Here is an 18,523-nt window from a genome sequence, read left to right as displayed (position 1 = left end):
GGAATAATGGACGTTGAAAGGAGAAAAATTATGCAGTTGAACCCGCTGGAGAGGCGCATGAGCAACATCCGACTGGTGCCCAAGGTGGTGCTGCTCATGGTGTTCAGCACCCTGCTGCTGCTGGCCAAACTCTGGTTCGATGCCAGCAACCTGGAAGCGACCCTGCTCAGCGAGGGCATTGATGCCGCCATGGCCAACACCATCGCCGATCGCCTGCTCTGGACCGGGCTGGTGGAGACGGCGCTCATGGGGGTCGTCTTCGTGGTGCTGCTGCTCACCGGCTCCCGCCTCATGGTCAAGCAGGTCCACTACCTGGTGGGGCTGCTGGAGCGTTTCGCCAACAAGGATCTCAGCCACAGCGTGCTGCTCAAGTCCCGGGACGAGTTCGGCGACATCGCCAAGGCGGTAGCCCACTCCCAGGAGAACCTCAAGGAGGTGTTCGGGACCCAGCGTGCCGCCTGCAAGGAGCTCAACGAGATCGCCTCCCAGGTGACTCTCTGCATGGATGAGGCGAACGAGGCCATCAACGAGGAGTTCACCCAGATTGAGCAGCTTGCCAGCGCCATGAGCCAGATGGTAGGTGCCATTCGAGAAGTGGCCAACCACGCGGAGCAGGCGTCCCACGCCACCGCCGAAACCAGCCAGCTGGCCGAGGAGGGCAGCCGCTGCGTGGCGGCTACCGTCAACACCATCGACACTCTCTCCGGCAACATCCAGCGCTCCTCCACCGTGGTCAACGAAGTGGAGCACGGGGTCGATCGCATCGGCTCCGTGGTGGACACCATCCGCAGCATCTCGGAGCAGACCAACCTGCTGGCCCTGAACGCCGCCATCGAGGCCGCCCGCGCCGGTGAGGCGGGTCGCGGTTTTGCCGTGGTCGCCTCCGAGGTGCGCGAACTCGCGAACCGTGCCCAGGCGGCCACCGTCGAGATCCAGAAGATGATCGAGCAGCTTCAGGGCAACGCCCGCCAGGCCGTCGGCCTGATGGCCGAGAGCGTGCAGCAGGCGGACAAGGGGGTGGAGCAGGTGACCCAGGCAGGCACCCAGCTCGACACCATAGTGCAACGGGTGCAAGGAGTGGCCGACATGAACCGCCAGATCGCCGCCGCCTCCGAGCAGCAGAGCTCGGTCGCCGAGGAGATGAATGCCAACCTGGAGCAGGTCAAACAGGTGGTGGAAGGCTCCGTCGTGGTGCTGCGGGAGCTGAAAGATGCCTCCGAACTGGTGGAACACCACAGCCAGACGCTGGACAGCCATATCCAGGCCTTCAAGCTAGCCTGATGCTGGCCTGATGCTGGCGCCCGTCGTCAACCTTCAGGCTGGCCTGAGGTCGTGATTTGAGTACACTGGAAGGCCCCCTTAGGGGCCTTTCTTTTTTCATCACGGCAAGGAGCCAGGATGCAGACCACAGAACGTGCGCTTGAGATAAGCGACGACAAGGGGCGCCTCGACGTCCCGCTCATTCACCGTTTCCTCAGTGAAGAGGCCTACTGGTGCCTCGGCATTCCCCTCGCCACCCTGCAGCGGGCCATCAACCACTCCCTGTGCTTCGGAGCCTATCTCGACGGCCAGCAGGTCGCCTTCGCCCGGGTCATCACCGACAAGGCCACCTTCGGTTATCTCGCCGACGTCTTCGTGCTGCCCGAACATCGCGGGCGCGGCCACAGCAAGGCCCTGGTGGCAGCCATCCTCGCCCACCCGGAGCTGCAAGGGCTGCGCCGTCTCTCTCTCGCCACCTCCGATGCCCACGGCCTCTACGCCGGCTTCGGTTTTGTTCCGCCGAGAAGCCCCGGCAGCCTGATGGAAATCTACGACCCCGAGATCTACCGGCGTCCCTGAGCCCGGCCGATCGCCAGATCCGTCGCCGGATCACCTTCCGGGCAGCGGCGCTGTGACGCCAGCGCCCGGGAGTGCTAGATTGGCAGCCGGCATTTCACTCTCCCTGCAGACTCGTCAACCACAAGGATGGCAACCGTGGCCCAGCACTCTCCCTCTTTCTCCGCCTTCTCTCCCTTGCTGCAGGAGCAGGCCCTGCGCCACTGGCAGCGGCTGCTCGCTCTGGCGCCCCAGTATGACGCACTGCCCGAGCCCACCCGCCAGACTCTGCTGACCCTGCTCGGCCTCTCCGACTTTGTCGCCGACTCCCTCATCAAGCAGCCGGGGCTGCTGGCCGAGACCCTGGCATCGGACGCACTGACCCGGGCCGAGCGCTGGCCCGCCTATGAACCTGAGCTCGCAGCCCTGCTCGCCGAGGTCGCGGACGAGGAGGCGCTCAAGCGCATCCTGCGCCAGTTCCGCCGCAGCCGCATGCTGGTGATCGCCTGGCGCGAGCTGCTCGGGGAGTCCGAGGTCGAAGAGAGCTTCATCCATCTCACCAAGCTGGCGGATGCCCTCATCTGTGGTGCCCGCGACTGGCTCTATGCCAAACAGTGCAGCGAGCTGGGCACCCCCATGGACGGCGATGGCAACCCCCAGCCGCTGCTCATCCTCGGGATGGGCAAGCTCGGCGGCGGCGAGCTCAACTTCTCCTCGGACATCGACCTTATCTTCACCTTCCCCGAGAACGGCTACACCGTTGGCGGTCGGCGGGAGCTCGCCAACCAGCAGTTCTTCATCAAGCTGGGGCAGCGTCTCATCAACGCCCTCCACCAGCCCACCCAGGATGGTCAGGTGTTCCGGGTCGACATGCGGCTACGCCCCTTTGGCGATGCGGGGCCGCTCGCCATCTCCTTCGCCGCCATGGAGGACTACTACCAGCATCACGGCCGCAACTGGGAGCGCTACGCCATGGTCAAGGCACGGGTGCTGGGCCCCCAGTGCGAACACGCCATGGCCCTGACCGAACTGCTGCGCCCCTTCGTGTTCCGCCGCTACATCGATTTTGGCGTCATCGACGGCCTGCGCCAGATGAAGGCGATGATCGCCGCCGAGGTGCGCCGCAAGGGACTGGAGGGCAACATCAAGCTGGGGGCCGGGGGCATTCGCGAGGTGGAGTTCATCGCCCAGGCGCTGCAACTCATCCGTGGCGGGCGCGAGCCCGCCCTGCGGGTACGCCACCTGCCCGAGGCGCTGGCCGCCATCGCCCAGGGGGGTGCCCTGGAGGGGAGCCAGTGCGAACGCCTGCTCACCGCCTATCGTTTCCTGCGCCGGGTGGAAAACATCTTGCAGGAGATCGGCGATCAGCAGACCCAGACTCTGCCCACCGAGGAGCGGGATCGCCAGCGGCTCACCGCCACCCTCGGCTTTACCGACTGGGACGCCTTCATGGCCCACCTCGATGAGGAGATGGCCGCCGTCCATCAGGAGTTCGTCGCCGTGGTGGGGGAAGAGAAGGAGGCCCCCGCCCACCTGGAACAGCTCTGGCTCGATCTCTGGCGCACCGAGCTTGATGCCGCCGAGCTGGAAAAACTGCTGACCACGCAGGGAGTGGTGGAGCCCGCCCCCCTCTGCGCCGCCCTGCTGCGTTTCAAGGAGGAGTACAAGCGCCGTCAGGTGGGGCCCCAGGGGCGCATCGCCCTGGACTGGCTGATGCCGGAGCTGCTGCGCCTGGTGGTGGCGAGCCGCGAGCCCGCCCGCCTGTTCGAGCGAGTCTGCACCCTGCTGACTCGCATCTTCACCCGCAGCGCCTATCTGCAACTGCTGGCGGAAAACCCCGCCGCCCTGCGCCAGCTGGTACGCCTGTGTGACGAGAGCAACCTGGTGAGCGAGCAGCTGGCCCGCTACCCCATCCTGCTGGACGAGCTGCTGGATCCCCAGCACCTCTACCACCCCACCCCGCTGGATCAGTACAAGCCCCAGCTGCGCCAGTTCCTGCTGCGCATCCCCGAGGAGGATGTGGAGCAGCAGATGGAGGCGCTGCGCCAGTTCAAGCAGGTGCAACTCCTGCGCATCGTCGCCGCCGACATCGCCGGTGCCCTGCCGCTGATGAAGGTGAGCGACCACCTCACCTGGCTGGCGGAGGCGATCACCGAGGAGGTGGTCAATCAGGCGTGGGCCCAGATGAGCGAACGCTACGGGGTGCCGCCCGAGGTGGCGGTGAGCGGCCAGCGCGGCTTTGCGGTGGTGGCCTACGGCAAGCTGGGGGGCATCGAACTCGGCTACGGCTCGGATCTCGATCTGGTGTTCCTGCACGGCGGCGACCCCAACAGTTACACCGATGGCCGCAAGCCCATCGACAGCCGCCAGTTCTACCTGCGCCTGGCCCAGCGGATCCTGCACCTGTTCAGCACCCGCACTCCGTCCGGCATCCTCTACGAGATCGACATGCGGCTGCGCCCCTCCGGCGACTCAGGCCTGCTGGTCTCATCGCTGTCGGCCTATGAGCAGTACCAGCAGCAGGAAGCCTGGACCTGGGAGCATCAGGCCCTGGTGCGAGCCCGTCCCATCTATGGCGATGATGCCGTGGTCGCCGAATTTGCCCGCATCCGCCGCGACGTGCTGGCCAAGGAGCGGGATCTGCCCACCCTGGCCCGCGAAGTGCGGGAGATGCGCCAGAAGATGCGGGATCACCTGCTCAAGGCGGGAGAGGGAGAGTTCGATCTCAAGCAGTCCCCCGGCGGCATGGTGGACATCGAGTTCATCGCCCAGTACCTGGTGCTGGCCCATGCCTGCGGTGAGCCGGACGCCCTCACCCGCTGGTCAGACAATGTGCGCATCTTCGATGAGTGCGTGATGGCGGGGGTACTCACACTGGAGCAGGCGGAGGGGCTCAAGCAGGCCTATCTGGAGATCCGCAACCTCGGCCATCGCCTCAATCTCTCGGAGATCTCCCGCAAGGTGGGGGACGATCAGTTGCCGCGAGAGCGGGGCCATGTGCTGGCGGTCTGGCAACAGCTGCTGGGAGAATAAGCAGAAGGGGCGCCATGGCGCCCCTTCTCGTTGACGAAAGGCTTGTTGAAGATGACCTAGCGCCCGCCCGCCACATCGATAAAGGTGCCGGTGGCATAGGAGGCCTCGTCCGACAGCAGCCAGGCGATGGCGGCCGCTACCTCACGGGGTTCGCCGCCCCGTTGCAGCGGAATGGCCCCCTTGATCCTGTCCACCCGGCCGGGCTCGCCGCCGTCGGCATGCATGTCGGTGTAGATGAAACCCGGACGCACCCCGTTGACCCGGATCCCCTGGGCCGCCAGCTCCAGCGACAAGCCTCTGGTCAGCACGTCGACGGCCCCCTTGGCGGCGGCATAATCCACGTACTCCCCGGGGGAGCCCAGCCGGGCAGCGGCGGAAGAGACGTTGACGATGGCGCCCCCCGCCGTCATGCGGCGCACCGCCTCGCGGCAGCAGAGAAAGCAGCTGGTGACATTGGTGGTCAGGGTCTGGTTGATGCGCTCTGCGCTCATCTCCAGCACCCGCATCTGGGGCTGCAACCTGCCGGCGTTGTTCACCAGGTGGGTAACGGGGCCGAGCCGCGCGTCCATCTCCTCGAACAGGCGCACCACCTCGGCCTCCACGCTGACATCGGCCTGCACCGCGATGCACTCGACCGGATGGGTGGCCAGGATCTCGGCCACCACCGCCTCGGCGGACGCCCTGTCCTGACGATAATTGAGACAGAGATGGTAACCCTGCGCCGCCAGATAGCGGGCTGTCGCGGCCCCGATACCTCTGCCACCGCCGGTGATCAGCACCCGTTTGTTCATGAACCCTCCTGGCTCCCGGTTTCGAAGACTGTTTCGCATAGTACCTCATGTTGCCGACCACACCTCGTCCCGTAACGCCCGGCACCACTGCAAAGAGCCCGCACGGGGCGGGCTCTTGATGACAACAACGGGAGGCTGGCTATTTGAACAGGCCCTTGAGCAGCTGGTCCGCCACCCCCTTCACCCCTTCGTTGTCGGCCTTGTCACCCAGCAGCTTCTTGAGACCGCGCTCGGCCTCCTTGCGGGCCTTCTCCTCCAGCACCTTGTTGTTGCTGAGCAGCTCCTTCACGTCGAGCTTGTAGCTCGGCGCCTGCCAGTGGCCGCCGATGCGCACCGGTATGGTGATGTCCTTGAGCTCATCCACCGTCTTGCCCCCCTGCCCCTTGCTGCTCTCCACCACGGAGGTGAGGAACAGGAAGTCGAGGGTCTCCGGCACCAGGGCGGTCTGGCCCTGCCCCTTCACCCGCAGGGCGGGGGCAAAGAGCTGGATGTCATCGCTCCTGGCAATCCCGTTGGCAATCTGGAAGCTGGCGGTGAGGGCGCTGAAGTCGGTCTTGCGCACCTCCTTCACCTGATCCGCCCCCTTGCCGGTCAGGGTGGCCCGCGCCTCGCGGATCATCTCCGCCAGGTTGATGCCGTGCAGGGCGCCATCGCTCAACTTGAGGTTCACCTTACCCTGCATCCGGCTGCGCAGCGCCTGCTCGGAAAGACCGCTACCCTGCACCTGCACCTCCAGATCCCCTTTGCCTTCCAGCAGGTCGGTCTGGGCCAGGGTCTGCAGCAGGGGCCGCACATCGACCCCCTGCACCCGCTTGTGCACCTGATAGCGGGCCGGCTGCTGACGGGCATCGAGCACGCCGCTGGCGGTCACCTGGCCGCCGGCCACCCCGGCACTGAACTGCTTGAGGGTGAGCTGACCACCGGCCAGGGCCAGTTGCAGATCCACGGCGCTGAGATCCAGCCCCTTGAGGCGCAAGCTGCCCAGTTGCAGGCGGCCAGCCAGGTCCACCGACTTGAGGGCGGTCAGATCCGGTTCGGCCGTGGAGAGCGCCTGGGCGGCGGTCTGTGCCGGTGCTCCGGCCGAGGCTGCGGCGCCCGACATGGCCGCAGCGGGCGCGGCTTTGGCCGATTGACCGAGCCAGGCGTCGAGATCCAGCTTCTCCCCCTTGAGGTCAAAGTCCACTTTGGGTACGGCCCCCAGACGAACGGCGCCGCTGCCGCTCAGCAGGGCATCGTCCGCTCCCAGCACCAGGTTGCTGAGGGCGACGCTCTGCTTGTCGAGCTCCGCGCGGGCAAAGCCCGCCAGCTTCACCTGCATCTGCGGGCGCGGCAGGGCATCGCCGCTGAGCTTGGCGGCCAGCACGGCATCCGACAGCTCCAGCAGTTGCCGGTTTTCATCGAGGCGCGCCTTGAGGGTCCCCTCCAGCGTACCGGCCAGGGTCGGCTTGTCCGCAGCCCCCTGTGCCCCGCTGAGGCTAAGGCTCAGACTGCTCCACTCCCCCAGTGCCAGCCGATCGGCCTTGAGGGAGAAGGCATCCAGCCGCTGGGTCGGTTCGCTCAGGCTCCCCGCCAGTGCGACATCTTTCAGCTCGCTGCGGCTGGCATCGGACGCCAGCTTGAGCTGGGCCGACCCCTTGAGATCAAACGCCAGCTCACCCTGGGCCCCCTTGGCGGCCAGGGTCACCGGTACCCATTGATCGACCGCCAGCTGGCCCAGGTTCAGGTCCAGCTGTTCGAGACGAGAGACGGTGCCGTTGCGATCGTCCTGCAGCAGGGCGCTGGCCTGTTGCAGCTCCACTCCTTGCAGGCTGATCTGCCAGGGCTGCTTGTCACTGGCGGCTGGGGGCGTCGTTGCGGCAGGCTCGGAGGCCGCCTCCTCCTTGGGGTCGGCGGAGGCCTGGAGTAGATCCCTCAGGTTGGAGCTGCCGTCAGCCTTGGTCTGGATAAACAGATGGGCGCCGCTCAGGGTCACCTTGCCAATCTCAAGCCGGTGGGAGAGCAGCGGCAGCAGGCCTACCGAGGCCTCACCCTGCTCGAATCGCACCAGGTCGGGCTCGGCAAAGCCGGCGGGGTTGCGCAGCGCCACCTTCTCGAGAGAGAGGCCGAGGCTCGGCCAGAAACGCCAGCCGATATCCCCTTGTATCACCAGCTCGCGGCCGGTGCTCTTGCGCACTTGTTCCACCAGCTGGGGCTTGAACTGATTGGGATCGATGAGGGACACCAGGGCGGCGATGGCCACCACGGCCGCCAGCGCCAACCCCAGCAGGATGTAGATGATCTTCTTCACGATGGACTCCTTGAATGCGGATCTTGTGGCTGACTATACCACCGGGGGGATGACAGATGGGGCCCGTCTGCCAAAACGGGCCAGCGGCGAGACAGGGATGGTCGCAGGCCCACGTTCAAACACGCGGCAATAAAAAGGGCCCCGCAGGGCCCTGATGATAGTGGATGGCTGGCGCCCGTCTCGCCCGGATCAAGGCTGACGCGGCAGCTCCCTGTAGCCCATCTCGTACAGGGTGAAGGCATAGATATCCGCACTCTGCTCGATAAGCTTGGCCACCGGCGTGCCCGCCCCGTGCCCGGCATTGGTCTCGATGCGGATGAGCTGGGGATGGGGGCCGGCATTGTCGGCCTGCAGGGTGGCGGCAAACTTGAAGGAGTGGGCCGGCACCACCCGATCGTCGTGATCCGCCGTGGTCACCAGGGTCGAGGGGTAGCTGACCCCGGCCCGGACGTTGTGCAGCGGCGAGTAGCCCTTCAGGTAGTCGAACATCGCCTCGCTGTCGGCGCTGGTGCCGTAGTCATAGGCCCAGCCCGCCCCGGCGGTGAAGGTGTGGTAGCGCAGCATGTCGAGCACCCCCACCGCCGGCAGGGCGACCCGCATCAGATCCGGCCGCTGGGTCATGACCGCCCCCACCAGCAGACCGCCGTTGGAGCCACCGCGGATCGCCAGCCGATCGGTGCGGGTGTAGCCCTCGGCCTTGAGGTACTCGGCCGCCGCAATGAAATCGTCGAACACGTTCTGCTTGTTCTGCTGGGTGCCCGCCAGGTGCCAGGCCTGGCCATACTCGCCGCCCCCGCGCAGGTTGGCCACCGCATAGACGCCCCCCAGATCCAGCCAGTTGGCCACCGACACGCTGAAGCTCGGGGTCAGGCTCACGTCGAAACCGCCGTAGCCGTAGAGGATGGTCGGGTTGCTGCCATCAAGCTTGAGCCCCTTGCGGTAGCTGATGATGAGCGGCACCCGGGTGCCGTCCTTGCTCTGGTAGAAGCGCTGCTCGGAAACGTAATCCTCCGGTTTGAACGGCGCAGCCGAGGCGCGATAGAGGCTGATGGCGCCGCTCTTGGGCTCGAACCGGTAGAGAGTCGGCGGCTGGGCATAGTGCTCGAAGCCGAAGTAGAGGGCGGGGTCGTCGTGCTTGCCGTTGAAGCCACTGACGCTGCCAAGGCCGGGCAGCGCCACCTCGCGCACCCGCTTGCCTTCGTAGTCGAACTGCTCGACCCGGGCGGTGGCATCCACCATGTACTCGGCGAACAGATAGCCGCTGCCGCTGTGCACCGTCAGCACCTGCTGGCGCTCGGGGATGAGATCCCGCCAGCGGGCCGGGCCCGGGTTGCCGGCATCCACCGTCACCAGCCGGCCGTTGGGGGCGTCCCGGTTGGTCAGCAGATAAAGGGTGCTGCCCTTGTTGTCCACCAGGCTCACGTCCGCATCCAGATCCCCCTGCACCGTCAGCAGCGGCGCGTTCTCCTGGCTCAGATCCTTCACATAGAGGCGGTTGCCCGAGGTGGAGTTCGCCGCCGAGATAAGCAGGAAGCGGTCATCTTCGGTGACGGTCGCCCCCACGTAACGGTGGTGCTGGGCCGGGATGGCGCCGAACACCAGCCGGTCATCCTCCTGCGCCGTGCCGAGCCGGTGGAAATAGACCTTGTGCTGATCGGTCCTGGCCGACAGCTCGCTGCCATCCGGCTTGTCGTAGCTCGAGTAGAAGAAGCCCTCGTTGCCGAGCCAGCTGATACCGCTGAACTTCACGTCCTTGAGGGGCGCCTCCAGCGGCTGCTTGCTCTCTACGTCCATCAGGTGGATCTCGCGCCAGTCGCTGCCGGCCAGCGACAAGGAGTAGGCCAGGATGCGGCCATCGCGGGAGAAGCTCAGCTGATCCAGCGCCGTGGTGCCGTCGGGGCTGAGGGTATTGGGATCGAGGAACACCTCCGCCGGCTTGCCCTCCAGCTGGCGCCACAGGACGTTCTGGTTCTGCAGGCCGTCGTTCTTGAAGAAGTAGTGGTAGCGCCCTTCGCGAAACGGCGCTCCCTCCTTGGCGTAGTTCCAGGAGGCGGCCAGCTTCTCCTTGATGGCGGCGCGATACGGGATCTGCGCCAGGTAACCCTGAGTCACCCGGTTCTGGGCCTTGACCCAGGCCTCCGTCTCGGGGCTGCGATCATCCTCCAGCCAGCGATAGGGGTCGGCCACGGCCTGGCCGAAATAGTGATCCACCTGCTCACCCTGGCGGGTGACGGGGTAGTGAAGGCGCGTATTCCCTGACATGGCATCCTCTCTGGTTGGCTGGCCGCTGCACGCACAGAGCAGTGACAGGGCCAGCAGGCTGACAATGGCTCGCATCGAGGCGGCTCCCTGCGGTTTGAGTGAGCGGGCAGGTTAACAAAGCGCGCCGGATGGCCCAACCCCCCAGCGGGTGACCAGGCGACATGAGCGGGAAACCGCCACAACCCCGACCAATCGGAGTCATATGAATTTTTTCGCTTAGGTTTGCCAGTTTATTTTGTTTGTTATCCGGCCCTTGGGTCACAGGATGGAATAAGCGACTGACCATCTCGACTCATTCAGGATAAAGCATGCCGTACAGCTACCTATCACATCTGCGTTGCAGCAAGACCGGCGAGATAGTGGATGCCGATCAGCCCCAGCAGCTGAGCCCGGTCGGCGCCCCCTTGCTGGCCAGCTACGACCTCGAGGCTCTGAAGCAGGCCTGGCATCCGGCCGCCCTGCTGGGGCGACCCGCCAGCCTGTGGCGCTACCACGAGCTGCTGCCGGTGCGCGACCCCGCCCAGGTGATCACCCTGGGGGAAGGCTTCACTCCCCTGCTGCCCCTGCCCGCTTTCGGCAAGCAGATCGGCATTCCGGATCTCTGGATGAAGGATGAGAGCATCATCCCCACCGGTTCTTTCAAGGCCCGCGGCGCTGCGGTCGGCGTCTCCCGCGCCCGGGAGCTCAGCATCACCCACTTCGCCATGCCCACCAACGGCAACGCCGGGGCGGCCTGGGCGCTCTATGGCGCCCGCGCCGGGCTGCGCAGCACCATAGTCATGCCCCAGGCGGCCCCCGCCATCACAAGACTGGAGACCTCGCTGGCCGGTGCCCGCCTCTATCTGGTGGACGGCCTCATCAGCGACGCCGGTCGCCAGGTGGCCGAGGCGGTGGCCGAGCAGGGGCTGTTCGATGCCTCCACCCTCAAGGAGCCCTATCGCATCGAGGGCAAGAAGACCATGGGGTTTGAAATCGCCGAGCAGCTCGGCTGGACCCTGCCGGACGTGATCCTCTACCCCACCGGCGGCGGCGTCGGCCTCATCGGCATCTACAAGGCGCTGCGGGAATTGCAGGAGCTGGGCTGGGTGCAGGGGCCGCTGCCGCGCCTGGTGGCGGTGCAGGCGAGCGGCTGCGCGCCCATCGTCCAGGCGTGGCAGCAGGGGGAGCGCGAATCGCGCTTCTGGCCCGATTCCCAGACCCTCGCCTTTGGCATCAACGTGCCCAAGGCGCTGGGGGACTTTCTGGTGCTGGACGCCCTCTATCGCACCGAGGGGTGCGCCATCGCGGTGGACGATAGCGCCATCCAGCGCGAGATCCGCCAGCTTGCCGCGCGCGAAGGCAGCTTCGTCTGCCCGGAAGGGGCGGCCGCCTTCGCCGCCGCCCGCCAGCTGCGGGAAGCGGGCTGGATACAGGGGGGCGAGCGGGTGGTGGTGCTCAACACCGGCGCCGGCATCAAGTACCCTGACGCCATCACGGTCGTGCCCCAGCGGTTGCGCCGTGACGGGAGGATCCCGGCATGAGCTTCGACTGGTCCTTTGTTCTCGCCACCCTGCCGGCGTTCGGCCAATCGGTCTGGGTCACCTTGCAGCTCGGCGCCATCGTGATCCTCACCTCGCTCGTCGTGGCGCTGCTCAATGTGACGCTGCTGAGCCTGCACAAGCCCTGGCTGAACGGGCTGACCCGCGCCTATGTGGAGCTGGCCCGCAACACGCCGCTCTTGATCCAGCTGTTCTTTCTCTACTTCGGGCTGCCGGCGCTCGGCATCTCGCTCTCCGGCTTTGCCACGGCAGTGATCGCCATGACCTTCCTCGGTGGCGGTTACCTCACCGAGGCGCTGCGTGCAGGCGTTCAGGCAATCCCCCCCAGCCAGCTGGAAGCGGGCCGGGCCATCGGCCTCTCCCGCTGGCAGCTGCTGCGCCACGTCCAGCTGCCCCAGGCCTGGCTCGCCAGCCTGCCGGCGCTGTTTGCCAACTTCATCTTTCTGCTCAAAGAGACCACGGTGGCCTCGGCAGTGGCGGTGCCCGAGCTGCTCTACACCACCAGGAACTACATCGCCCTCTACTACAAGACCTACGAGATGCTGGCGGTGCTGACCTTGATGTGCGTGCTGATCTTTCTGCCGCTCTCCCTTGCCCTGCGCGTCGTTGAAAGGAGGCTGCAACATGGTCAGTTCGGTCATTGAGCAACTGATGAAGGCACCTATTGTCCAGCTGCTGCCGTCACTCGCCACCCATGCAGAGGAAAGGAGGGATCAATATGGTCAGTTCGGTCACTGAATCGCTGATGCAGGCGAGGATCCCGATGTGGGCACTTATCTTCCAGCTGCCACCCTCTATCGTCACCAAGAAGCAGGAAAGGAGGGCTCGCTATGGCCAGTCCAGTCACTGAACAGCTGACGCAGGCGCTGCCGCTGCTGGCGATGGGCGCGGGTCAGACCCTCGCCATATCGCTGCTCGCCATCCTGTTCGCCACCCTGGGCGGGGTCGGTTATGGCGTGCTGGCCCAGCAGGGGGGAAGGCTGACTCGGGGAGTGTTGCGAGTCTATCTGGAGCTGTTTCGGGTGGTACCCGTGCTGGTCTGGCTCTACCTCTTCTTCTTCGGGCTGCCGATCTTCTTTGGCCTGGATATCCCGGCCTTCTGGTGCGCCGTGCTGGTGCTGGCCCTCTGGGGCGCCAGCGAGGTGGGCGAAGTGGTTCGCGGTGGCCTCAAATCCCTCGCCCGCGGCCAGCAGGAGGCCGGCCTGGCGCTCGGGCTCTCCCGCTGGCAGCTCTATCGCCACGTGCTGCTGCCCCAGGCGCTGCAACGGCTGACGCCGCCGACCATCAACATCTACACCCGCATCATCAAGACCAGCTCGCTGGCGGTGCTGATCGGGGTGGTGGAGGTGATCAAGGTGGGCCAGCAGATCATCGAGCGCACCTATGGCTCGCTGCTCATCTACGGTCTGCTGTTCCTGTTTTTCTTTCTGGTCTGCTATCCGCTCTCGCTCGCCTCTCGCCGGCTGGAGCAACAATGGGGTAATGCGGTATGACACCTCTGCTTGAGCTCAATGCTGTCAGCAAACAATTCGGCCAAAACCGGGTACTGGATGAGGTCAGCCTCACGGTGAACGCCGGGGAAGTGATCGTCATCCTGGGGCCGAGCGGCTGCGGCAAAAGCACCTTGCTGCGCACCCTCAACGGGCTCGAACCCATTCAGGGGGGCGACATTCGCTTCGATGGAGAGAGGCTGGATGCCAGTACCGACTGGCAGCGGCTGCGCCAGCGCATCGGCATGGTGTTCCAGAGCTATCACCTCTTCCCCAACCTGACGGTGCTGGAGAACGTGCTGCTCGGCCCCCTTCAGGTGCAAAAACGGGAGCGGGCCGAGGCCCTGCTGCAGGCGGAACAGCTGCTGACTCGCATCGGCCTGTGGGAGCGGCGCCACGACTATCCACGCCAGCTCTCCGGCGGCCAGCAGCAGCGCATCGCCATCGTGCGGGCCCTGTGCATGAACCCCCAGGTGATGCTGTTTGACGAGGTGACCGCTGCGCTGGATCCCGAGATGGTACAGGAGGTGCTGGAGGTGATCCGGGATCTCGCCGGCAGCGGCATGACCCTGCTCATCGTCACCCACGAGCTGGCCTTCGCCCAGGCGGTGGCGGATCGCATCGTCTTCATGGACGGCGGCCACATCCTGGAGCAGGCCGCCCCCCATCAATTTTTCGACAATCCCAGGAGCCAGCGTGCCCGCCAGTTCCTCGCCAAGTTTTCTTATACAACTGTCAGCAAACGAAAGGAGTCAGCATGAAGATAATTACCTCGGTCCTGTTTAGCGCCCTCATCGGCCTGGGCCTCGCCAGCGGCGCCGCCCAGGCAGAAGACGGTTCCCTCGCCAAGATCAAGGCGCGGGACAAGCTCATCGTCGGCGTCTTCACCGACAAGCCGCCGTTTGGCTATGTGGACGAGAAGGGCAACTACGTCGGCTTTGACACCGACCTCGGTCGCCGTTTCGCCAAGGACCTGCTGGGAGACGAGAACAAGGTCGAGTTCGTGGCGGTGGAGCCCGCCAGTCGCATCCCCTTCCTGCAGAGCGACAAGGTGGATCTCATCCTCGCCAACATGACTGTGACCCCGGAGCGGCGGCAGGTGGTGGACTTCACCAACCCGAACCTCAAGGTCGCGGTGCAGGTGCTGGTGCCGGAAGGCAGCGACGCCAAGAAGCTCGACGATCTGGCCGGCAAGCGGCTTATCGTCACCACCGGTACCACGGCCGACATCTGGCTGACCCGCAACCACCCGGACTGGAAGGTGCTCAAGTTCGAGAAGAACACCGAATCCCTGCAGGCGCTGGCCCAGGGCCGCGGCGATGCCTATGCCCAGGACAACCTGGTGTTGTTCAGCTGGGCCAAGGAGAACCCGGGCTATCGGGTGCTGCCCGAGAAGCTGGGCTCGGAAGACCCCATCGCCCCGGCGGTGAAGAAGGGCAATATCGAGCTGCGTGACTGGGTCAACGACCGTCTCGCCAAGCTGGGGGAAGAGAAGTACCTGCTCAAACTCTACGACCAGTATGTGCGCGACAAGCTTAGCGCCGATACCGATCCCAACGACGTGATAGTGGAAGGAGGCAAGTGGCAGGGTTGAGCCCTGCCCCCACAGCAGTGCTGAGTGTGAAGTGTGTGATCTTTGGTTCCGTTGGTCTGCAAACCGCAAGGTTTGACCTTTCCAGGCGCCCCCTCCAGGTGGCGCCTTTTTTTTGTTTGCAAGACCCCGGCAGACGGGACACCCGCTCTGTGAGCCAGCTCCCCCTGCCCCGGGATGCCCTGTGCCATCCTCACTGAAACGGCAGCGGGAGGAGAAACCCATGTGGATAGAGGCCGAGCCCGTCTACGGCGCCCTGGTGTCCCTGGCCATCGGGCTCATCATCGGGCTGGAGCGGGGCTGGCAGGTGCGCCAGCTCGGAGACAACCAGCGCATCGCAGGGATGCGCACCTATGGCCTCATCGGTCTGCTCGGCGGGGTCTGCGCCCTGCTGCTGCCCACCCTGGGCGCCTGGCTGGCCCTGTTCGGTCTGCTGACCGTGGTGACGGGGTGCGGCCTCTCGGTCTGGCTGGCCCAGCGCTGGCAGGGGGAGTTCGGCCTCACCAGCTCGGTAGCCATGGTGCTCACCTACCTGCTGGGGCTGATGTCGGTGCTGCAGAGCCCGAGCGAGGCGGTGGCCTGCGCCGTGCTGGCGGCCCTCCTGATGGGGCTCAAGGGCAAGATCCAGCAGGGGATGCTGTTCTTGAGCGAACTGGAATTTCACGCCACCCTGCGCTTTCTGCTCATTTCCCTGGTGCTGCTGCCGGTGCTCCCGGATACCGAGATGGGTCCCCTCAATGCCTTCAATCCCTTCAAGATCTGGCTCATGGTGGTGGTGATCGCCGGCATCTCGTTCTGTGGTCACTTCGCGGTGCGCCTGCTCGGCACCCGCTCCGGGCTGGTGCTCACCAGCATGCTGGCGGGGCTCGCCTCCTCCACCGCCCTCACCCTGCAATTTGCCCGCCTCAACAAGGAGCAAGGAGGGCTGGAGCGGCTGCTGGCCACCGGCATCCTGCTGGCGGGGGCCACCATGTGGCTCAGGCTGCTGGCACTGGTGCTGATCATCCACGGGGAGCTGGCGCTGCGTCTGGCTGTCCCCCTGCTGCTGCTGGCGGCCATCGTCTACGGCTTTGCCTTCTGGTTCTGGCGCCAGCGGGAAGAGATGCTGGACGGTCCGGTACAGCCCGAAACCCGCAACCCGCTGGATCTCGCCACCGCCATCAAGTTCGGTCTGCTGCTCGCCCTCATCGGCTTCATGGCCACCCTGCTGCAAAGCAAGGTGGGCAACTCCGGGGTCTATCTGCTGTCGCTGGTCTCCGGCATCACGGACGTGGACGCCATCACCCTCTCCCTCTCCCAGCTCGCCCAGAAGGAGCTGGCCCTGGAGGTGGCGGCCAGGGGCATACTGCTCGCCGGGCTGGTCAACTCCCTGGTGAAAGGGGTGCTGGCACTGGTGATTGGCGGACGCAGCCTGGGGCGGCGGGTCTTGCTCCCCTACCTCGTCTCCATCCTGCTCATCCTGCCCCTTGTCCTGATGACATGATGACGGGGATCACCTGACGGGCCCGACACTCTGACACCCCCTCCCCTTGTCGCGTATACTGCCCCCTCTTGCAGCAGGAGGAGATGACCATGGCAAGCGACTGGGACAAGGTACTGGCGGGGGGCGCCCTGGACAGCCAGAGCGAGGAGATAGCGAACGACCGCATTCGCGGCCAGGCGCTGCTGAGCCGGCTCAACGCCTCACCGGCGGGGGATCACGTCCTGCGCCAGCAGATCTGCCGCGACCTCTTCGCCCACTGTCCCGACTCCTGCTGGATCAGCACCCCCTTCACCTGCGAATTCGGCCGCAACATCCACATCGGCGAGAAGACCTTCTTCAACTTCAACGTCACCATACTCGACGTGGGCGAGGTGCACATCGGCAACCATGTGTTGCTGGCCCCCAACGTGCAGATCTACACCGCCACCCACACCATGGACTATCTGGAGCGACGCAACTGGACCGCCTACAACAAGCCGGTGCGGATCGGCGATGACTGCTGGATTGGCGGCGGGGCCATCATCTGCCCAGGCGTCACCATAGGGCCCCGCTCCATCATAGGGGCTGGCGCCGTGGTCACCCGGGACATCCCGGCGGACTCCCTGGCGGTGGGCAATCCGGCCCGGGTGATCCGCACGCTACAACCGGGCGAGACTCGGGATCAGGCGTGCCTGTCATGATGGCCCTTGCCCTGCTGCCTTTGGGTTGGGCAGGCTGGCTCGGCGCGCACGATGCCAACTGGTGGCCGCTGGCCCTGATCCTGCTGATGAGCCTGCTGACCCTGGTCGTCTACGCCTGGGACAAACGCCAGGCCATTCGTGGCGGCTGGCGCGTGCCCGAGGCCCGCCTGCATCTGCTTGAGCTGTGCGGCGGCTGGCCCGGCGCCCTGGTCGCCCGCCAGTGGCTGCGCCACAAGACCCAGAAAGGGAGCTACCGCCTGCGGTTCTGGGCCATCGTCTGGGGGCAGTTGCTGCTGCTCGGGATCTGGCTCGGCTGGCCGCTCTGGCAGGGGCTCTGAGCCGACGCGCTGACAATGCCCCTGTCAGCCCAGTCGCCCACGGGGCAGACAGGGGCGCTGCACAATCGCCCCTCCATGACAGGCAATGCAAACAAGATGAATCGGGATCTGCATGACATGCCAGGAAAGGCGCCGCGCCCATCCCCCCGCACACCATGCCAATTGAATACGGCACTTCGTACGCCCCCCATCCATATGGAGGGCACAAAATATGAATAGCCGATTGAAAATGGCTCCCATAAAAATTGTATCAAAATATGTCTGAGGGGAATTTAGCAAAATTCATTCAGAGTTAGTTCATCAAAACCAGTTAAACAAAAAGCACGTTGAATGCATCGCACAATATAATTTGTTACAGGATATTTCAGGCGAAAATATAACTAATTCCATTCAGAGTTCATTCATACTGAAAGCAAACAAAAAGGAATAACAAAAGTACATTTTTTAAAATGCTGGTCGTGATTAATATCGCAGGTTATTATTCGATCACATTATAGAGTTACCAAACATAGCCGCCTTAAAGATCGTCGTACATACTTTTTTTGTTCGTACTTTCCCGCATCCTTGCATAGCTGTAGCTCGCCCCTGTTTATGATTGCCCAAGCCCTCTGGCTTGCTCCAAAAATATAAATATAGAGGACCTTGCTTATGACAAAGATGTTACGGTCATATGTCGCCCTGCTCTTCTCATTTTTATTACTGGGTTGTAATGGTAATAACAATGACTCATCCACTGTAATACCACCAGATATCTCCATATCCGGATTGCAGATCACCCCCGCCGTTTCCTCCCTGCCGGTTGGCCTGAGTGAACAACTCAAAGGGGAAGTCATTCTGTCCAATGGCCAGGTGCTGGATGTCACCGCTGACGATGCCGTGAGCTGGCGTTCCAGCGACCCGGCCGTTGCCACCGTCAGCAACAGTGGCACCGACAAAGGCAGGGTGACCGGCGTCTCCGCAGGAACCCTCACCATCACTGCCTCCGGTGAAGCCAATGGCCAATCCTTCAGCGCGACGGCCGAGGTGACCATCACCCATGCCGTTGTGGCCCAGCTACAGATCACCCCCGCCGTTTCCTCTCTGCCCGTTGGCTTGAGTGAACAGCTCACAGGGGAGGCCATTCTGTCTGATGGTCAGGTGCTGGATGTCACGACTGACGACGTGGTGAGCTGGCGCTCCAGCGACCCGGCCGTTGCCACCGTCAGCAACAGTGGC

Annotated in this window: 15 protein-coding genes; 12 read left to right on the top strand and 3 right to left on the bottom strand. The window is 64.7% G+C overall.

What is annotated here, in order from left to right; genetic code table 11:
- The first annotated feature begins 30 nt into the window (after window positions 1–30).
- From BGO64_RS04065 to glnE, 3 genes are all read left to right on the top strand, one after another.
- Window positions 31–1,281, top strand: a complete 1,251-nt coding sequence (locus BGO64_RS04065; protein ID WP_010675666.1) for a methyl-accepting chemotaxis protein — start codon at window positions 31–33, stop codon at window positions 1,279–1,281.
- Between the two features lie 117 nt (window positions 1,282–1,398).
- Window positions 1,399–1,839, top strand: a complete 441-nt coding sequence (locus BGO64_RS04060) for a GNAT family N-acetyltransferase (RefSeq protein WP_010675667.1) — start codon at window positions 1,399–1,401, stop codon at window positions 1,837–1,839.
- Between the two features lie 135 nt (window positions 1,840–1,974).
- Window positions 1,975–4,848 carry a bifunctional [glutamate--ammonia ligase]-adenylyl-L-tyrosine phosphorylase/[glutamate--ammonia-ligase] adenylyltransferase gene (gene glnE / locus BGO64_RS04055; protein WP_286700225.1) on the top strand — a complete coding sequence of 958 codons (2,874 nt, stop codon included), beginning with the start codon at window positions 1,975–1,977 and terminating at the stop codon, window positions 4,846–4,848.
- A gap of 56 nt (window positions 4,849–4,904) precedes the next feature.
- On the opposite strand, the gene BGO64_RS04050 is transcribed toward glnE, so the two are convergent.
- The 3 genes from BGO64_RS04050 to BGO64_RS04040 form a co-directional block, all read right to left on the bottom strand.
- On the bottom strand, window positions 4,905–5,639 hold the full coding sequence (locus BGO64_RS04050) for an SDR family oxidoreductase (RefSeq protein ID WP_041213919.1): 735 nt from the start codon (window positions 5,637–5,639) through the stop codon (window positions 4,905–4,907).
- A 139-nt stretch (window positions 5,640–5,778) separates the two neighbouring features.
- Window positions 5,779–7,926, bottom strand: a complete 2,148-nt coding sequence (locus tag BGO64_RS04045; protein ID WP_286700224.1) for an AsmA family protein — start codon at window positions 7,924–7,926, stop codon at window positions 5,779–5,781.
- 189 nt (window positions 7,927–8,115) lie between these two features.
- Entirely contained in the window at window positions 8,116–10,263 is a 2,148-nt protein-coding gene (locus BGO64_RS04040) for a prolyl oligopeptidase family serine peptidase (protein ID WP_286700223.1), read from the bottom strand.
- 233 nt (window positions 10,264–10,496) lie between these two features.
- Between BGO64_RS04040 and BGO64_RS04035 the strand changes: the two genes are divergently transcribed.
- From BGO64_RS04035 to BGO64_RS03995, 9 genes are all read left to right on the top strand, one after another.
- Window positions 10,497–11,708: a threonine synthase gene (locus tag BGO64_RS04035; protein ID WP_286700222.1), complete on the top strand. Its 1,212-nt coding sequence runs from the start codon at window positions 10,497–10,499 to the stop codon at window positions 11,706–11,708.
- Window positions 11,705–12,370 (top strand): amino acid ABC transporter permease, encoded by a 666-nt coding sequence (locus tag BGO64_RS04030; RefSeq protein WP_286700221.1) that lies wholly within the window; start codon window positions 11,705–11,707, stop codon window positions 12,368–12,370. The genes BGO64_RS04035 and BGO64_RS04030 overlap by 4 nt, the downstream gene beginning before the upstream one ends.
- A gap of 186 nt (window positions 12,371–12,556) precedes the next feature.
- A complete protein-coding gene (locus BGO64_RS04025) occupies window positions 12,557–13,219 on the top strand; it encodes an amino acid ABC transporter permease (protein WP_286700220.1) in 663 nt (220 codons plus the stop codon).
- A complete protein-coding gene (locus BGO64_RS04020; RefSeq protein ID WP_286700219.1) occupies window positions 13,216–13,977 on the top strand; it encodes an amino acid ABC transporter ATP-binding protein in 762 nt (253 codons plus the stop codon). The genes BGO64_RS04025 and BGO64_RS04020 overlap by 4 nt, the downstream gene beginning before the upstream one ends.
- Window positions 13,974–14,810 carry a transporter substrate-binding domain-containing protein gene (locus BGO64_RS04015; protein WP_039040560.1) on the top strand — a complete coding sequence of 279 codons (837 nt, stop codon included), beginning with the start codon at window positions 13,974–13,976 and terminating at the stop codon, window positions 14,808–14,810. The genes BGO64_RS04020 and BGO64_RS04015 overlap by 4 nt, the downstream gene beginning before the upstream one ends.
- A gap of 220 nt (window positions 14,811–15,030) precedes the next feature.
- Entirely contained in the window at window positions 15,031–16,290 is a 1,260-nt protein-coding gene (locus BGO64_RS04010) for an MgtC/SapB family protein (protein ID WP_286700218.1), read from the top strand.
- Between the two features lie 89 nt (window positions 16,291–16,379).
- The gene (locus BGO64_RS04005; RefSeq protein ID WP_041215770.1) at window positions 16,380–16,970 is read left to right on the top strand and encodes a sugar O-acetyltransferase; all 591 of its coding nucleotides are present in this window, start codon (window positions 16,380–16,382) and stop codon (window positions 16,968–16,970) included.
- Window positions 16,967–17,308, top strand: coding sequence for a DUF1294 domain-containing protein (locus BGO64_RS04000; protein WP_139739468.1), 342 nt, complete (start codon window positions 16,967–16,969; stop codon window positions 17,306–17,308). Before BGO64_RS04005 ends, BGO64_RS04000 begins: the two co-directional genes overlap by 4 nt.
- 765 nt (window positions 17,309–18,073) lie before the next feature.
- Window positions 18,074–18,523 (top strand): Ig-like domain-containing protein (locus tag BGO64_RS03995; RefSeq protein ID WP_286700217.1); only part of this gene is annotated, 450 nt, incomplete at its 3' end.

This window comes from Aeromonas sp. 62-46, from assembly GCF_001898585.1.
Lineage (GTDB): Bacteria > Pseudomonadota > Gammaproteobacteria > Enterobacterales > Aeromonadaceae > Aeromonas > Aeromonas caviae.
This window is presented reverse-complemented; position numbering and strand designations above follow the sequence as displayed.

Excerpts from the sequence above, each read along its gene's own strand:
- BGO64_RS04065 (WP_010675666.1), top strand. The coding sequence starts at position 31 with ATGCAGTTGAACCCGCTGGAGAGGCGCATGAGCAACATCCGACTGGTG.
- BGO64_RS04060 (WP_010675667.1), top strand. The coding sequence starts at position 1,399 with ATGCAGACCACAGAACGTGCGCTTGAGATAAGCGACGACAAGGGGCGC.
- BGO64_RS04050 (WP_041213919.1), bottom strand. The coding sequence starts at position 5,639 with ATGAACAAACGGGTGCTGATCACCGGCGGTGGCAGAGGTATCGGGGCC.
- BGO64_RS04040 (WP_286700223.1), bottom strand. The coding sequence starts at position 10,263 with ATGCGAGCCATTGTCAGCCTGCTGGCCCTGTCACTGCTCTGTGCGTGC.
- BGO64_RS04035 (WP_286700222.1), top strand. The coding sequence starts at position 10,497 with ATGCCGTACAGCTACCTATCACATCTGCGTTGCAGCAAGACCGGCGAG.
- BGO64_RS04030 (WP_286700221.1), top strand. The coding sequence starts at position 11,705 with ATGAGCTTCGACTGGTCCTTTGTTCTCGCCACCCTGCCGGCGTTCGGC.
- BGO64_RS04025 (WP_286700220.1), top strand. The coding sequence starts at position 12,557 with ATGGCCAGTCCAGTCACTGAACAGCTGACGCAGGCGCTGCCGCTGCTG.
- BGO64_RS04020 (WP_286700219.1), top strand. The coding sequence starts at position 13,216 with ATGACACCTCTGCTTGAGCTCAATGCTGTCAGCAAACAATTCGGCCAA.
- BGO64_RS04015 (WP_039040560.1), top strand. The coding sequence starts at position 13,974 with ATGAAGATAATTACCTCGGTCCTGTTTAGCGCCCTCATCGGCCTGGGC.
- BGO64_RS04010 (WP_286700218.1), top strand. The coding sequence starts at position 15,031 with ATGTGGATAGAGGCCGAGCCCGTCTACGGCGCCCTGGTGTCCCTGGCC.
- BGO64_RS04005 (WP_041215770.1), top strand. The coding sequence starts at position 16,380 with ATGGCAAGCGACTGGGACAAGGTACTGGCGGGGGGCGCCCTGGACAGC.
- BGO64_RS04000 (WP_139739468.1), top strand. The coding sequence starts at position 16,967 with ATGATGGCCCTTGCCCTGCTGCCTTTGGGTTGGGCAGGCTGGCTCGGC.